Raw genomic sequence first — 14862 nt, 5'->3', positions numbered from 1 at the left:
AATGGTAAGTAATGCTTATGCGAGTTATTCTCATAACAATATTTCAATTGAGAGTAATGAGAAAATGATTGAGCTTTTATACGAGGGCATACTTAGGTTTTGCTCTCGTGCCAAAAAAGCCATAGAAAAAAACGATATAGAAGCCAAATGTAAAAATATTAAAAAAGCCACAGCAATTTTTGTTGAGCTATTAAATTATTTAGACTTTAGTCAAGGTGATGTTAGTTATTATTTACAAGGGCTTTATTCTCATCAAATTAGCACACTTAGTAAGGTAATAATTGATAGTGATACTGCTAAATTAGATGAAGTTATGAAAGTTGCTAATGGTTTGCTTGAAGCTTGGCGTGAAGTAAATCAAATGGAACTTTAAAATCAATAAGTTTGAAAAAGAATTTGAGTTAAGTTTGAAAAAGAATTTATAGAATTTAGAATTAATTCTAAATTCTATTAGCTAAGCTTATTGCTTAGCTCTTTGTTTTTCCCAATCTTCCCAACTATGTGGAGTTGTGTCCTTTAAATCATATAAAGTTTGTGCTAAATCTTTATGCCCTACATGTTTATGACAATCGGTGCATTTCATCTCATCAGCACTACCTTTAAAACTTAGATAGGTAAGATGGATTGGTAATGTGCTTTCATTGTCTTTTACGAAAGCATTTTCGTGGCATTTTAGACAAGAGCTATCAAAAGTATAATTTTTTCTAGCGTGTTCTCTATTTGCTAGCCAATCTTTTTTAGTTGGGTCTTTTGTTAAAGTTGTAAAGCCTTCTGCTATTCCGTTTTTAGCTTTAGTCAATAAGTATTTTGCCAAATTGTCGTGTGGTAAATGACAATCAGCACAATTAACTACCACTCCTTTAGGATTTTTAGCCCCGTGTATATCATCATTAACATTTGTGATTGCTATAGGTCCATCCCAAGAATGGCAACTTCCACAAAACGGATATTTGCCTGTTACATGAACAATTTTTTCTCCTAAGAATACTAAAACAAGAGTTATGATTACTATCATACAAGTAAAAGCTATTTTATTTTTCATGTATTCTCCTTTATTTTACTTTTAAATTTTTTAAGATTTCTTGGCTATGGCATCTAGCACACATATTAACAGATGGTTTATGAGTTTTATGACAATTATCGCAGTCTAATTTATCATAATGTGGGCTTTGATGAACATTGTTATTATGTCCGTAACCTGCAGTATATTCTGCTAATTTTGAATAATCCCCGTGGCATTTTATACAACTATTTAGCATAGCTGATGAATAATCTTTCTCTTGTGCTTCTAGGTGGCAATCATTACACTTAAGATTTAATTTTTTATGAATTCCTTTCACTTCATAGGCTTTTTCACTAAAATCTACATTTACTTTTCCTAACGAATCCTTTAATACATTTTCATTTGCAAATAAAAAACAGGCAAATAAACATATAATGCTAATAAATCTCATTGCTAACCCCTTAATAAATTATAATTTTTTGCTAGAGTATTTCCAGCTCTTTTTCCATAAACTAAGCAATCTAAAACCGCATTAGAACCCAATCTATTGTATCCGTGTCTTCCACCAGTAATTTCTCCACACGCATACAAACCTTGAATTAATTGCATATCATTATCATATACTTCACAATCTTTATTGGTTTTTACTCCACCCATACAATGATGAACTTTTGGTCCTGGTCTTGCAGCAAAAAATGGAGCTTGTTCTATTTTTATATACTTTCCTTTGTAATCTGAAAAATTGCGATTAAATTCTGGGTCTTTATAATCTTTATCTTTTGAAGCAAGTTCAACATACTCATTGTATCTTTTTAACTGCTCTAAGAAAGGCTCTTTATTGATATTATAATGAGCTATTAATTCATCCATTGTTTCAAATTGTTTTACAGCACCAACTAATAAGCCCCTATTTAAATCTTCTATATCAACCGTTTTAGTGCCATTTATATCCATAATTAAAACAGGTGGATTTAAACCTTTTTCATTCATAGCTAATATTGCATCGCTACCTTGTTTTCTATCAGTAATTTCATTTACAAATCTTTTTCCTGTTTTAGGATTTACCATCATTCCATAAGCATAAGCCCTAGTAATCCATCTATAAGCAAATCCAAAACCGCCTTCATCTTGACTTGTTACGTGCATACTTTGAATATATTGCATATCTATGAATTTAACATTATCATTTATTAGTTTTTGTGCTGTGTAGCCAGTAGCTCCTAAATGATTTGTGGTTAATACATCATCTCTTAAACTAGAGTCAAATATTTGTCTAAATTTTAAATCAGCTCCCCAACCACCAGTAGCTAAGATAATACCACCAAAGGTTCTATAATATTTAGTAATTCCACTTTCATTGTTTTTTTCTTCATATCCACGCTCAAAGTTAAATTGATATTTTTCTCTTACTTTAATTCCAACAACTTTATGATTTTTATCATATAAAATATCATCCATTATAACTCTTGTTAAAATCTTACCGCCTCTATTAAGAATTTGTTCTTGTAATGGTCTTGTGATATAACTACCTGCACCTGCTGAATGAGAGCGTGGAACGCTATGACCACCACTTCTGCTAACCCACTTAAAATTAACTCCATTATCTATAAGCCAATCAAGAGTTTTTACTCCATCATTTATCATAATATTTACTAATTCTAAATCATTTAAATTCTTACCACTTTTTAATGTATCTTGTATGTGTAGATTAATATCATCAACTATTCCATCTCTAGCTTGTAATTTTGAGCCAGCAACAGCCATTGAACCACCTGAATAAGCCGAGTTGCCACCTAAATAAGGCATTTTATCAATCATAACAACATTTTTAATACCATTATCCAAAAGACTTAGCATAGCTGCACTTCCTGCAAAACCACTTCCAATTACTATTGCATCATAATATTCATCCCATTTTATATCATCAATATCTATACTATTAGATAAAGCAATATTAGGCATTAAAATAGAGCCATACACTAAGCCAGAAAACTTTAAAAAGTCTCTTCTATCTTTAGTTTTCATAAAACCTCCTAATTAAAAAATAAGTTTAATAATAATTTTATTTTAAAATAAAATATACTTAGTAAATAATAAAAATTTTTTAATAATATTTTTAGTTTAATAATTATTATGAAGTAATAATAAGGATTTTTGATAAGTGATATTAATTTATTCTTATATAAATAAATTAATATAATTAAGGTTTTTGTAAAAAGAATTTGGTTAATGATTAACAATAATTTCAAATGGTAAAATTATGTCGCAAATCAAATTAAGGAGATAATTATGTCAGTAGCAGTAGTTTTCGGAAGTGCTATGGGAAATACAGAAGGCGCAGCAGAAAAAATTGCAGAAGCACTAGGTGCTGAATTATTAAATATCGCTGATGTTGATGCTGATAAACTAAATGGTTTTGATAAATTAGTTTGCGGAACTTCAACTTGGGGTAGTGGTGACTTACAAGATGATTGGGATTCATTTGATTTTAGTGGTCTAAAATTAGCTGGTAAAACAGTAGCTGTATTTGGTATGGGAGATAGCTCAAGCTATTCTGATACTTTCTGCGGCGGTATGGGTAAATTAGCTGCGGCATTAAAAGAAGCTGGTGCAAATTTAGTTGGAGCAGTTTCAACTGATGGTTATGATTTTGAAGATTCAGAAGCAGTAGTTGATGGTAAATTCGTTGGTCTTGCATTAGATAATGACAATCAAGAAGATTTAACAGACGAAAGAATTGCAAACTGGGTAGCACAAATTAAAGCTAACTTCTAATCACGAAATAGCAAGTTTTTTACTTGCTATTTTAAGGATACTTATGAAAAAGTTTTTATTATTATTTTTAGTGTTTTCAATTAATTTTTTATCTGCTGATTTAATTAAAGTAGCTATGAAAAATCAACCAAATAATATAAATCCAATTTATAATCCAAATGATGATTTAGTAAATTTATTATATTTAGGTTTGTTTTATAAAAATAATAATAAAGAATTAATTCCTGCACTAGCTAATTCATACAAAATAAGTAATGATAAATTAAGATACGAATTTGAATTAAAAAAAGGTCTTCATTTTATAAAAAATAATATAGATTTTGGAGAATTTACTTCAGAAGATGTAAAAACTACTTATGAAATAATTATAAATCACTTTTTTAATTCAAATTATAGTAGATTTTATAATAATATTTCTCAAATAAATATAATTGATAAATATAAAGTTGAATTTGTATTGAAGTATCCAGATAATGATTTTTTAAATTCTTTAACGTTAGGGATTATGTCAAAAAATGCTCTTATTAAATATGGTTTAAGTTGGTTTAATAGTGATGCTATTGGTCTTGGTACTTATAATTTAAAGCAATTTAACAACGAACAAATAGTTTTAGTGAAAAATCCTAATGCTATTTTTAAAGCACTTAATGACGGGGTAGTTTTTAAGTTTTATCAAAATGAAGTTCAAATAAAAAATGCTTTAAATAATGACATAATTGATGTTGGCTTGATTAATTATAAAAATATAAAAAATATTGATGATGATTTAGTATATAAGACTTTAGAATCAGATCACGCTATAGCATTACAATTAAATAATAAAGTAATTTATGATAGGAAATTAAGATATGCAATTTCTTTGATTATTTGTAACAAATCTATTTTAAATCAATTACCAAATTTTAGTATTAATAAACATATTTTAAGTTTAAATAATAATGGTTGTGATAGAGCAGAAGCTAGAAAAATTATAAATGAATTAGGATTTTATAAAGATAAAAAGAGTATAGAATTAAATATTAATAAAGAAAGCACAGCAAATTATTATAAAAAATTAGATTTACCTTTAAAATTAGAAATTTATGTAGATAAAAATAATAAAGACTACTTAAGTATAGCCGAAAATCTTGCTATGCAATTAAAAGATTTTGGAATATTAACAGATGTATTACAAACCAACAATGATGATTATGAAGCTAGTAAGATTGTAGATATTGAAGTATATGATAGTATTAATTTTGCAACTATTTTAAATACAAATAAGATTAATAAAACTCAAGCAAAAAATACCATAAATCAAGTGCAAGAGAATTATTACAAAGAGTTTCAAGAGCAGATTAAAATGAACCCTTCTTATGTATTTTTGGTAAATTACAATTATTTTTTAGCTTATAATAAAAAAATTAAAGGTATTGAAAATATGCCAATAGGATTTAATGGAAACGGATTATTTTCTCAAGTAATTAAGTGGTATAAATATGAATAATTTCATTATTAGCCTAAAAGATTTTTTTACATTTAGATTTTTAGCATTTTCTTTATTTCCATTAATTATAAGCTCAATTATATTTATTAGTTTATTAACACTTGCATTTAGTTATGTTGGTAGTTTAGATTTTAACGAAGAAGCTTTTAACTTTTTTTTAGGTGCGATGATACTACATGCCATACAAATATTTATTATGATAATTACTATTTCAGGTGGTGGTTTTTTAGCTTTATATTTATCTATATTTTTTGCTTTAGTTATTACTTCATTTTTAACTCCAATGATAGTTAGAGAAATTAATTTAAAGCATTATAATTACAATAAATTAGATGAAATAGGGTTAATTCAAATAACTTGGCTTTTGTTTAAAATTGTATTGAAATTCTTATTTTTTTTATTTTTTGTGCTTTTATTTCACATAATTCCTATATTAAATTTCATAGCATCATTTTTAATGTTTTGCTTAATGTTTTATTTATTTTTTAATTTTTTAATTTACGATGTGGCTAGTTGTGTTTTAAATAAAAATGATTTTTTAAGTTTTAAACCTTTTAAATTTAAATATATTTTTTGCGTATTTTTATTTTATTTAGCTTCAAATATTCCTTATGTTGGGTTTTTTCTACCTGTATTTTTTGTAATATTTCTAGCTCATTTATTATTTCAAAATGAATTAAGATTAAAACAGCCTTTAAATTGATTAAAAATAACTTTTATATTTTGATTTTTTTGTAGTATTTAATTTTATTTTTAAGGAGATTATTATGGTTTTAAACAATGAAATTATTTGTAATGTATGTAGTCTAAAAGCTAGCGAAGACGAGCACGCAGTATTTATTAGAGCTCATAAAAACAATAAGCCAGTAGATATTTGCACAAGTTGTATTCCGAGCGTAATTCACGGCTCTGGAATGGTTGTAAAAAGTGATGAAGAAATCATTAAAGATTTAGATTGATTTTAGGAATTTCATTTGAAATTCCTATGGTAATTGTATGTTATTTAGCATTTTAGAATTTTTACATAATTACTATGGCTTAATAATAACTATTTTTTACTTCATATTACTTGGTATATTCGTTTTATTTATAAAAAAGGCAGAAAAATTTATAAATGACAAAAATAAAGAAATTCAAACATTAAAAATAGATAAAGAAGATTACGAAGATACAAAAACTGATAAAAATATTTTGCTATACAAGAATTATAAATATGAAGAAGAATTATTAAAACTCAAAGATGAGTTAAAACGATTACAGACTTTAACAACTTCAGATATTAATAAAATAGCCATTGAAAAAGCACAAGAATTGATATTAGAAAAAGAAAAAGATTATGAAGAAAAATTAAAAGAATTAAATAGATATTATAAACTAGAAAAAGATAAATTAATTCAGTCTTATGAATTAAAAATAAGTGAAGAAAAAAACGCACAAAATAAAATCAAATTAGAAAATATCAAAAAAGGCAAAAATTACGAATATCAAATAAAAATATACTATGAAAATATAGGTTATAAGGTTTTTCCAAATGGTTTTGTGAATGGTAAAAACGATAAAGGCATAGATTTAATAGCGTATAAAAATAGTGAAATAAGGCTAATTCAATGCAAGTGCTACACAAATCCACCAAAACAATATCTGCTTAGAAAATTTATAGGAGATTGCGAAGTTTTTATTAGAAACAATCCATCATTATGTGATAATAAAATAATTTATAAAGATTTTATAACAAGCTGTAATGATAAAGATTACGGAGTAGTGTGTTATTTAAGAGAATATCCAAATGAAATAAATTATCAAATCATTAACTATATAAATTAAAGCATTAAGACAATAAATAATAGATTAATAATTTTTTATTTGCTATAATTAACCTTATTTTTAAAGGTAGGATATGAATGAGTTTTTAATATATCTAACATATTTTTTAGATAATTTACATGGTTTAGCTAGTGGAATTATTAGTATTTTAATTCCTATAGATTATGTGCCATTTTTTATTACCTATCCTACGCTTTTTGCCCTTACATTTTTTATAGGAATGAACCTTTATCCTAGATTTATAATAGCTTTATATATTTTATTTTTTTATTTGGTTATAAGAGTTGGGCTTATTGATAGAGATGCCGGTGGGTGGTTTGTAGTTTTACAACTATTGCTACCAATTGTATTTTCACTATTAATTTGGTGGTTTTATAAGTTAATAATGAAACAAAATCAAAAATTTATTAAAGGTATATTCTATTTTTTCTCATTTTTAATGATTGCCTTTCACGGAATATTATTAATAAGTCATTTTAATTTACAGCAAAGTCCAAAGCACGAAGTAATAGAACTTAAAAAACCAAATACCTTATTATTAAGCACAATTGAAAAACAAAACTATACGATAGATGGAAAATTTTTTAAAAGTGTAAAATTGATAGTTGATAAAGAAGTGCAATTATATGAAAATTATAAAAAATATGAAAAACGCTTTGAAGAAGAAGCTTCAAAATTACCAACTAGACTTAGCAAAGATAAACTAATAAATTATGATATTTATGGTTATTATAAACCTTGTAGTTATGCAATAACAAATTTAAATAATTTGAGTTTAGAACTTAGCCCTAATCTTAATAGAATTTATGATTCTTTTACTAGGTTATTTATTGATAACTATTATCTTAGTTTAGACAATTATATAAGTGATTGCTCTAATGATGTTTATACAAATTATTTAAATAAATTAAAAGGAGAATTAAAATGAAAACAAGTTATAAAAATATTAGTAATTTTTATAATTAATCTTATTAAAAATAAAGGATAAATTTGAATATAGATAATTTAAAAGATTATAAAATAAAAAACGATTATTTATATAGCTTAGAGCTTATTAGGTTATTTAATGAGATTTTTTCAATTTTACTTATTTTTATCTTGTTTTATTTTACAATAGATATTATCAATGAATTAAATAGTAAACCCGAAAAAACAATGACTGACATACGAAGAATTCAAAAAGGTTGGAGTGGCATTATTGATGGTATTTTTTTCGTTGCATTCTTTTTAAAACTTAGACAAATAAAAAGACTTAGATTTGTTAAAAATAATGATTTTTATATTAGCGTAGATAATGAAAAGATATGTTTTGATACTTATGAGATAGATGAAGCAGGTGTTTTTGGTATAGCAAAGAGCTATAAGAAAGTAACTGCAACGATAAATAAAAGCGATATAGTTTTTAGATTACAAACCAAGCGACCTGCTTTAGCTTATTCGTATATATTCAATAAAGACGCTTATAACACTAAAGAAACAGAAAATCAAAGTTTAAATTATAGATTAGACTACCCTATAGCTAGAATAATTTTCTTTCCTATAATTATGTTTTTTGTAATATTAGATATTTTATCAAGCTATTTAGCACTATTTTTCTTAAATGGTAAAAACTTAAAAACTTACACAATATATCAAACTAAAACCAAGCTAGTTTCATTGCCTTTTGTTGATGATTTATCGGTTTATTTTTTATACACAGAGTTTAGACAAAAGTATTCTGCAATAAGTAAAGGCGGATTTGAAATGGAATTTAGAGAAGAAGCACAACCACTAGGTGAAAAATACATAGCAAAACAACAAAAGAAAATTGAAAAGATTTTAAGTGAAAAGTCTTCAAATACAATTAAATAATTTTAATTTTTATATAAATTACCTTTAAAATATAATGTATTATAAAATAAATTCTAATTCAAATCACAAGAATTTGAATTAGATATTTTTGTCAATCAAGAGAATTAATATCGCTTATTTCGTGATGGATATATCTTTCATCGTTTTCTAAGGTATCAACGCTTTTAAACATTCTTTCCCAGCGGATATTATAATCATCATCCCAGCTTAGATAAACAAACCAAGGCTTACCTTCAATATATTTATAATCTACGCTTCCCCAAAAGCGGCTATCATTTGAGTGGTCGCGATTATCACCCATCATAAAGTATTCATTGCTAGGCACCTTATAATAATACGCTTTAATATCACTTCTTAATTCACTAACATAAATTGGCTTCATTACAAATTCACCCTTAGCCATAAAGTATTCTATGACCTTATCAAAATCCACTCTTTCATCATAATGAATACCCTTTTTAGTATAAGGCTCTTTTATGTATAATTTGCCTTGTAAAATCACTTGTTTATTAGCAGGATAATTTGCTCTCATGTATTCATCTCCTTCGTGCATTCTTACATAAAGGGTCTTATTTGCAAATATTATCTCATCATCTCCTAAAGCAACGCAGCGTTTAACATAATGTAGCTTTGTATTGTGCGGATACAAAAACACCACTATATCATCTCTTTTAGGCTTAGCATAGCTTAATAAATGCCCATCGCCTTTAAAATCAGGCAACACAGGAACTTCTAGGAATGGAATTCTAGGAGTTGGTATCCCGTAGGCGAATTTTTTTACAAATAAATGATCTCCTACTAAAAGTGTGTTTTTCATAGAGCCACTTGGTATTGTAAAAGCTTGAGCTACGAAAAATATAAAAATAAGAACAAATACAATAGTCCCCGTCCATGAATTCCAAAAATCAACTAATTTTTGCCATTTTGTTTTATTTTCTTGCATTTTCTTCCTTTTTTAATCTTGCTTCATATGTGTTTTGCATTAGTGCATAAATAGTCATAGGTCCTACTCCGCCAGGAACTGGAGTAATCATACTAGCTTTATTACTTGTCTTAAGATAATCTCCTGATAGTTTTTTGCCATCAATTTCTTTGCAAATCCCAACATCAATTAAAATAGCTCCATCTTTTATAAAATCATCATTTATTAGATGAATTACACCTGTAGCACTTATTAAAATATCAGCGTTTAAAGTATGCTCTTTTAAATCTTTTGTATATTTGTGGCATACGCTAACACTTGCACCTTCATTAATCATCATAGCAGCAAGTGGGCGACCTACTATGATACTATCGTTTATTATGCAAATATTTTTGCCTTTTACACTGATACCATAATGCTTCATCAAAATATCAATTCCAAGCGGGGTGCAAGCATAAAAATGTGGTTTTAAATTCGCTAAAACTAAACCTAAATTAAGTGGAGTAAAACCATCTACATCTTTAATAGGATTTATAGCGTTTATGATATTGTCTTTATTGATATGATTTGGTAAAGGTAGTTGCACTAAGATAGCATCTACACCATCATCATCATTTAAATCTCTTATGATTTTTAATAATTCTTCTTCGCTAATACTACTATCTAGCTTATAATCTTTACTAATTATTCCTAATTCATTACAAGCTTTTAATTTACTTCTTACATAAACCCCACTAGCATAATCATCTCCTACTAAAATTACAGCTAAGCAAGGTTTGGTTTTTAGCTCATTAATTTTGAGTTTTAATTGTGCGTATAATTCTTTGCTTAATTTTTTTCCATCTAGTATCAATTTGTAACCTTTATAAAAATAAAGATTGTATTATAACCCTTAAAAACAACGGATTATAAAATGAAATCAAAATTAATATTATTAGTTTTTAGCGTATTTGTTTATGCTAATAGTGATTTTTTAAGCAAAGATGAATATCAATTAAGCTTGTATCAAAACCCAAGGGGAATTGGTTGTGATAAATGTCACGGGCTTGATGGAAGTGAGCAAATATTTGCTACTTATAAAGAAAATGGAAAAACCATTCAAGTAATAATCCCTAGTATTAAAAATATTAGTTATGAGAATTTTTATAAAGCCTTAGTTAGTAAAACAAGTTCAAAAAATATAATGCCAAATTATTATTTAACAAATGAAGAAATAAAAAATTTATACTTATATATCAAGAAAAAAGGAGAAAAAAATGACAAATAAAGAAGCTTTCGCACAAGCACAAACATTAATAGCAGGTGGGGTTAATTCTCCTGTAAGAGCGTTTAAAAGTGTAGGTAGTGAGCCTGTATTTATAAAAAAGGGCGATGGTGCTTATATAATTGATATTGAAGATAAAAAATACCTTGATTTAGTTCAAAGCTATGGGCCTTGCATTTTAGGACACGCTGATATAAATGTAACAAATGCTATTATTAATGCAGCAAAAGATGGCACAAGTTATGGTGCTCCTACATTAGCTGAAAGCAAATTAGCACAAAAAGTTATATCATTGTATCCTGCGATAGAGCAAATTAGATTTGTAAATAGTGGGACAGAAGCTACTATGAGTGCAATTCGCTTAGCAAGAGCTTATTCTAATCGTGATGGGCTTATTAAATTTGATGGTTGTTATCACGGACACGCTGATATGCTTTTAGTAAATGCAGGAAGTGGCTTGGCTACTTTTAATACTCCAAGCTCAAGTGGAGTTAGTAAAAACGCTGTAAAAGATACTTATACAGCTAAATACAATGATATAGAAAGCGTAAAAGAGCAAATTGCTATAGCAAAGAGTAATGGTAGTGAAATAGGTGTGATTATTATTGAACCAATTGCAGGAAATATGGGTTTTGTCCCTGCTAAAAAAGAGTTTTTAGAAGACCTTAGAAAGCTTTGTGATGAATTAAAAATCGTTTTGATTTTTGATGAAGTTATGAGTGGTTTTAGAGCTGCTTTAGGTGGGGCTTTAGAGATTTATAAAGTTGTGCCTGATATGGTTTGTTTTGGTAAGGTTATTGGTGGGGGACTTCCTGTTGGAGCTTATGCTGCAAAAAAAGAAATTATGCAACTTCTAAGCCCACTAGGCGGAGTATATCAAGCAGGAACGCTAAGCGGAAATCCACTTGCAATGGCAGCAGGTATTGCAAATCTTGAGCAATTAAACGATGATATTTATAAAAAATGTGATAAATGGGCAAAAAATGCAATTAATGCTATGCTAGATGAGAGTAAAAGTGCAGGAGTGCCTTTTGTAGCTAAAAATATAGGTTCAATGTTAGGATTTTTCTTTAATGAAAAATACCCATTAAATTACGATGACGCTAAGACAAGTGATACAGCTAAGTTTTCAAGATTTCATAAAATTATGCTAGAAAATGGAGTAAATCTTGCACCATCAACCTATGAAACTGCATTTATTTGCTCTAAGTTTGAAGATAAAGAGCTTGAAATATTTATAAATGCGTTCAAAAAGGCTATTCGTGCATAACGAAGAAAATAAAAGAGCTAAAAAAGTAAAAAGTGTAATAGATGCTGCAAATCATCTAAGCTTAGGTATTAGCATTGTAGTTGCAGTGCTAATTGGCGTTGGCTTAGGGCTTTTACTAGCTAAGATTTATAAGCCTTTATTTTTCGTAGGACTTGCGTTTGGAATAGCAGCTGCAATTTCAAATGTATATAAGGCTTATAAATTATTATTAAAAATCAACGAAGATGATAAGAAATAAAGTCTTTTTAACCTTAAATCAAGGTTAAAAAGGCCAAATAGTTTCAACTGCTTTTGTTCCCCAAGGTTTTTTAGTAGCTTTATCAATTTCGCCTTGAGTTGAATAAAGTATTTTAGCGTCTGCTATGTATTTGCTCTCAATTGTGTTTTGACCTGTTATATCATAAGGTCTAATTACTCCAGAGATTTGAACGATTTGTTTTTCTCCGTTTATTAATAATTGTCTTTTTCCTTCAATAAAATAATTTCCATTAGCCAATACCTTTATTACTCTAGCACTAATTGTTGTTTGAAATTTTTCATTTCTACTAGCTTGACCGCTACCACTAAAGTCTGAATTATTTTTTGTTTGAAAGCCAATATCTGCTGATTTATTAAGACTTGATAATAATCCTGCAAAAACTCCGGAATTTAAATTAGCATTAGAAGATTTATTCGTGCTTTTACTAGCTTTGCTACTTTGGCTTGTGTCTTCTTTAATAATTATCGTAACTATATCATTTACATTCATAGCTTTATTATCGCTAAAAAGTGGATTAGAGCCTTTTCCAAAAAGTGAGCCTGGACTTCCTAAATTATTATCAGCCTTAGGTTCAATTTGCTCTACATATGTTGGAGCTTTCATATCCATTTGCGGATCAGCCAAACCACAACCTGAAATTAACAAAGAGAAAACAAAATATTTTATGTAACTTTTTTTCATATTTTCTTCCTTATTTATTAATATTTTAGGCATATACTCTAGCGAAATTTAATCAATGAAGGAGTAGCAATGAATGCGATTTACTTTCAAAAACAAAGCAGGGAAAGTTTAGATAATCTTGCTATAAAATTATCAAAAAAATATTCAAATATTGTTGTTTTCCAAGCACTTGCTTGTGAAGACGGGGTGTGTGGTTTAAATAAATTATCAAAAGAGCATAATATAAAAACTGAATACTTATATGATAGTGCAACAGGCGTTAAAGAGTATTTGAAAAATGAAAATACTTTTTATAAAAATATAATCATTAAAGTTAATGAATTAAAAGCTAAATATGATTTTGTATTAGTTGCTAGTTTTGGAGTTTTTGGTGGTCTTGATACTTTTTGGATAAATTTAAAACTAAGTAAAGAGCTTAATTTAAATTATGTAATTGATAATGATTTAACCAAATTTGAGTTTGCTAAAATTCATCATAAATACGCAAGTTTATATAATGAAAATACAAGCTTAGATGAGTTATTAAATCTTAAAAAACCTGATTATATAAGCCCAATGGCATTTGAAGTTATGCTAGAGAGCAAGGCTAAAGAAAATGTTAAAACCATAGTTTTACCAGAAGGAAATGACGAGCGTATTTTAAAGGCTGCTAGTATTTTATTAGAAGGTAAAGCTGTTAAATTAATTATCTTAGGAAACAATAAAGAAATAGCACAAAAAGCTAGTGATTTAGGTATAGATTTAGATGATGTTAAGACTTATAATCCAGGTAATTCATCATTAGATGATGAATGTGCAAATGCACTTTATGAAGCTAGAAAATCAAAGGGAATGAGCCTTGAGCAAGCAAAAGAACTTATAAAAGATAGAAATTATTTTGGAACTTTATTAGTGCATTTAGGCTACGCTGATGCTATGGTTAGTGGGGCTGCATGTTCAACTGCTGATACAATTCGCCCAGCTCTTCAAATAGTTAAAACTAAACCAGGTGTTAAGAGTGTAAGTGGTGGATTTTTTATGTGCTTAAGTGATAAGGTTTGGTATTTTGCTGATTGTGCGGTAAATCCTAATCCAACTCCTGAAAATCTAGCCGAAATTGCAAGTGTTAGTGCGGCTACTTATAAGGCTTTTGGTTTTGAGCCAAGAGTTGCAATGCTATCTTATTCAACTGCAAATAGCGGTAGTGGAGTAAGCGTTGATTTAGTAAAACAAGCGTGCGAATTAGCAAAATCTTATGAGGGATTAAATTATGATGGTCCTATACAATTTGACGCAGCAGTAGATATTGCAACAGCAAGTAAAAAAATGCCTGATAGCAAAGTAGCAGGAAAGGCAAATGTATTTGTATTCCCTGATTTAAATGCAGGAAATATAGCTTATAAAGCAGTGCAAAGAAGTGCAGGGGCTATTGCGGTTGGTCCTGTTTTGCAAGGTTTAAACAAACCTATTAATGATTTAAGTAGGGGTTGTTTGGTTGAAGATATTGTAAATACATGCTTAATTAGTGCAATTCAAGCACAATAAATT

The 14862-nt window shown here is 27.8% G+C and carries 18 protein-coding genes; 12 read left to right on the top strand and 6 right to left on the bottom strand.

Annotated elements, in window-relative coordinates; all coding sequences use genetic code 11:
* Position 1 precedes the first annotated feature (1 nt).
* Entirely contained in the window at positions 2–373 is a 372-nt protein-coding gene (gene fliS / locus AVBRAN_RS05700; RefSeq protein WP_214116767.1) for a flagellar export chaperone FliS, read from the top strand.
* 87 nt (positions 374–460) lie between these two features.
* Here fliS and AVBRAN_RS05695 read toward each other — a convergent pair whose 3' ends face one another.
* From AVBRAN_RS05695 to AVBRAN_RS05685, 3 genes are read right to left on the bottom strand one after another with little or no spacing between them, the layout of a single operon-like run.
* Positions 461–1042, bottom strand: coding sequence for a NapC/NirT family cytochrome c (locus tag AVBRAN_RS05695; RefSeq protein WP_214117904.1), 582 nt, complete (start codon positions 1040–1042; stop codon positions 461–463).
* Positions 1043–1052: 10 nt separating this feature from the next.
* On the bottom strand, positions 1053–1454 hold the full coding sequence (locus tag AVBRAN_RS05690; protein ID WP_239802709.1) for a cytochrome c3 family protein: 402 nt from the start codon (positions 1452–1454) through the stop codon (positions 1053–1055).
* A 2-nt stretch (positions 1455–1456) separates the two neighbouring features.
* A complete protein-coding gene (locus AVBRAN_RS05685) occupies positions 1457–3028 on the bottom strand; it encodes a flavocytochrome c (RefSeq protein ID WP_214120628.1) in 1572 nt (523 codons plus the stop codon).
* A gap of 264 nt (positions 3029–3292) precedes the next feature.
* On the opposite strand from AVBRAN_RS05685, the gene fldA reads away from it, so the two are divergent.
* From fldA to AVBRAN_RS05650, 7 genes are all read left to right on the top strand, one after another.
* On the top strand, positions 3293–3778 hold the full coding sequence (gene fldA, locus AVBRAN_RS05680) for a flavodoxin FldA (protein WP_214117907.1): 486 nt from the start codon (positions 3293–3295) through the stop codon (positions 3776–3778).
* A gap of 43 nt (positions 3779–3821) precedes the next feature.
* Positions 3822–5264, top strand: a complete 1443-nt coding sequence (locus AVBRAN_RS05675) for an ABC transporter substrate-binding protein (RefSeq protein WP_239802708.1) — start codon at positions 3822–3824, stop codon at positions 5262–5264.
* Positions 5257–5967 (top strand): EI24 domain-containing protein, encoded by a 711-nt coding sequence (locus AVBRAN_RS05670; protein WP_214120649.1) that lies wholly within the window; start codon positions 5257–5259, stop codon positions 5965–5967. The genes AVBRAN_RS05675 and AVBRAN_RS05670 overlap by 8 nt, the downstream gene beginning before the upstream one ends.
* A gap of 64 nt (positions 5968–6031) precedes the next feature.
* Positions 6032–6223: a hypothetical protein gene (locus tag AVBRAN_RS05665; protein WP_214117910.1), complete on the top strand. Its 192-nt coding sequence runs from the start codon at positions 6032–6034 to the stop codon at positions 6221–6223.
* 37 nt (positions 6224–6260) lie between these two features.
* Positions 6261–7088 carry a restriction endonuclease gene (locus AVBRAN_RS05660; RefSeq protein ID WP_214150618.1) on the top strand — a complete coding sequence of 276 codons (828 nt, stop codon included), beginning with the start codon at positions 6261–6263 and terminating at the stop codon, positions 7086–7088.
* A 73-nt stretch (positions 7089–7161) separates the two neighbouring features.
* Positions 7162–8016 (top strand): hypothetical protein, encoded by an 855-nt coding sequence (locus AVBRAN_RS05655; RefSeq protein WP_239802707.1) that lies wholly within the window; start codon positions 7162–7164, stop codon positions 8014–8016.
* 62 nt (positions 8017–8078) lie between these two features.
* Complete coding sequence (locus AVBRAN_RS05650; protein ID WP_239802706.1) at positions 8079–8939, top strand: hypothetical protein; 861 nt, start codon at positions 8079–8081, stop codon at positions 8937–8939.
* Positions 8940–9030: 91 nt separating this feature from the next.
* Here AVBRAN_RS05650 and lepB read toward each other — a convergent pair whose 3' ends face one another.
* Together lepB and AVBRAN_RS05640 are read right to left on the bottom strand one after the other, a co-directional pair.
* The gene (gene lepB / locus AVBRAN_RS05645; protein WP_239802705.1) at positions 9031–9882 is read right to left on the bottom strand and encodes a signal peptidase I; all 852 of its coding nucleotides are present in this window, start codon (positions 9880–9882) and stop codon (positions 9031–9033) included.
* Positions 9869–10714: a bifunctional 5,10-methylenetetrahydrofolate dehydrogenase/5,10-methenyltetrahydrofolate cyclohydrolase gene (locus AVBRAN_RS05640; RefSeq protein ID WP_239802704.1), complete on the bottom strand. Its 846-nt coding sequence runs from the start codon at positions 10712–10714 to the stop codon at positions 9869–9871. Before AVBRAN_RS05640 ends, lepB begins: the two co-directional genes overlap by 14 nt.
* Positions 10715–10774: 60 nt before the next feature.
* Between AVBRAN_RS05640 and AVBRAN_RS05635 the strand changes: the two genes are divergently transcribed.
* Genes AVBRAN_RS05635 through AVBRAN_RS05625 form a run of 3 tightly spaced genes read left to right on the top strand, consistent with a single transcriptional unit; the run spans position 10775 to position 12633 of the window.
* Positions 10775–11128: a hypothetical protein gene (locus AVBRAN_RS05635; RefSeq protein ID WP_214120453.1), complete on the top strand. Its 354-nt coding sequence runs from the start codon at positions 10775–10777 to the stop codon at positions 11126–11128.
* Positions 11118–12395, top strand: a complete 1278-nt coding sequence (gene hemL / locus AVBRAN_RS05630) for a glutamate-1-semialdehyde 2,1-aminomutase (protein ID WP_239802703.1) — start codon at positions 11118–11120, stop codon at positions 12393–12395. Before AVBRAN_RS05635 ends, hemL begins: the two co-directional genes overlap by 11 nt.
* Positions 12388–12633, top strand: a complete 246-nt coding sequence (locus AVBRAN_RS05625) for an AtpZ/AtpI family protein (RefSeq protein ID WP_239802702.1) — start codon at positions 12388–12390, stop codon at positions 12631–12633. Before hemL ends, AVBRAN_RS05625 begins: the two co-directional genes overlap by 8 nt.
* 24 nt (positions 12634–12657) lie before the next feature.
* On the opposite strand, the gene flgH is transcribed toward AVBRAN_RS05625, so the two are convergent.
* A complete protein-coding gene (gene flgH / locus AVBRAN_RS05620) occupies positions 12658–13335 on the bottom strand; it encodes a flagellar basal body L-ring protein FlgH (RefSeq protein ID WP_239802701.1) in 678 nt (225 codons plus the stop codon).
* Between the two features lie 69 nt (positions 13336–13404).
* Between flgH and pta the strand changes: the two genes are divergently transcribed.
* On the top strand, positions 13405–14859 hold the full coding sequence (gene pta, locus AVBRAN_RS05615) for a phosphate acetyltransferase (protein WP_239802700.1): 1455 nt from the start codon (positions 13405–13407) through the stop codon (positions 14857–14859).
* Positions 14860–14862 lie beyond the last annotated feature (3 nt).

Source organism: Campylobacter sp. RM12651 (genome assembly GCF_022369475.1).
GTDB lineage: Bacteria > Campylobacterota > Campylobacteria > Campylobacterales > Campylobacteraceae > Campylobacter_E.
Note: the sequence above shows the minus strand (reverse complement) of the source record. Positions and strands in the feature narration are given on the sequence as shown.

Bases quoted from the DNA above. Each gene is read 5' to 3' on its own strand.
- lepB (WP_239802705.1), bottom strand. From the start codon at position 9,882: ATGCAAGAAAATAAAACAAAATGGCAAAAATTAGTTGATTTTTGGAAT.
- AVBRAN_RS05655 (WP_239802707.1), top strand. From the start codon at position 7,162: ATGAATGAGTTTTTAATATATCTAACATATTTTTTAGATAATTTACAT.
- AVBRAN_RS05695 (WP_214117904.1), bottom strand. From the start codon at position 1,042: ATGAAAAATAAAATAGCTTTTACTTGTATGATAGTAATCATAACTCTT.
- AVBRAN_RS05690 (WP_239802709.1), bottom strand. From the start codon at position 1,454: ATGAGATTTATTAGCATTATATGTTTATTTGCCTGTTTTTTATTTGCA.
- fliS (WP_214116767.1), top strand. From the start codon at position 2: ATGGTAAGTAATGCTTATGCGAGTTATTCTCATAACAATATTTCAATT.
- AVBRAN_RS05670 (WP_214120649.1), top strand. From the start codon at position 5,257: ATGAATAATTTCATTATTAGCCTAAAAGATTTTTTTACATTTAGATTT.
- AVBRAN_RS05665 (WP_214117910.1), top strand. From the start codon at position 6,032: ATGGTTTTAAACAATGAAATTATTTGTAATGTATGTAGTCTAAAAGCT.
- hemL (WP_239802703.1), top strand. From the start codon at position 11,118: ATGACAAATAAAGAAGCTTTCGCACAAGCACAAACATTAATAGCAGGT.
- fldA (WP_214117907.1), top strand. From the start codon at position 3,293: ATGTCAGTAGCAGTAGTTTTCGGAAGTGCTATGGGAAATACAGAAGGC.
- flgH (WP_239802701.1), bottom strand. From the start codon at position 13,335: ATGAAAAAAAGTTACATAAAATATTTTGTTTTCTCTTTGTTAATTTCA.
- pta (WP_239802700.1), top strand. From the start codon at position 13,405: ATGAATGCGATTTACTTTCAAAAACAAAGCAGGGAAAGTTTAGATAAT.
- AVBRAN_RS05675 (WP_239802708.1), top strand. From the start codon at position 3,822: ATGAAAAAGTTTTTATTATTATTTTTAGTGTTTTCAATTAATTTTTTA.
- AVBRAN_RS05660 (WP_214150618.1), top strand. From the start codon at position 6,261: ATGTTATTTAGCATTTTAGAATTTTTACATAATTACTATGGCTTAATA.
- AVBRAN_RS05635 (WP_214120453.1), top strand. From the start codon at position 10,775: ATGAAATCAAAATTAATATTATTAGTTTTTAGCGTATTTGTTTATGCT.
- AVBRAN_RS05685 (WP_214120628.1), bottom strand. From the start codon at position 3,028: ATGAAAACTAAAGATAGAAGAGACTTTTTAAAGTTTTCTGGCTTAGTG.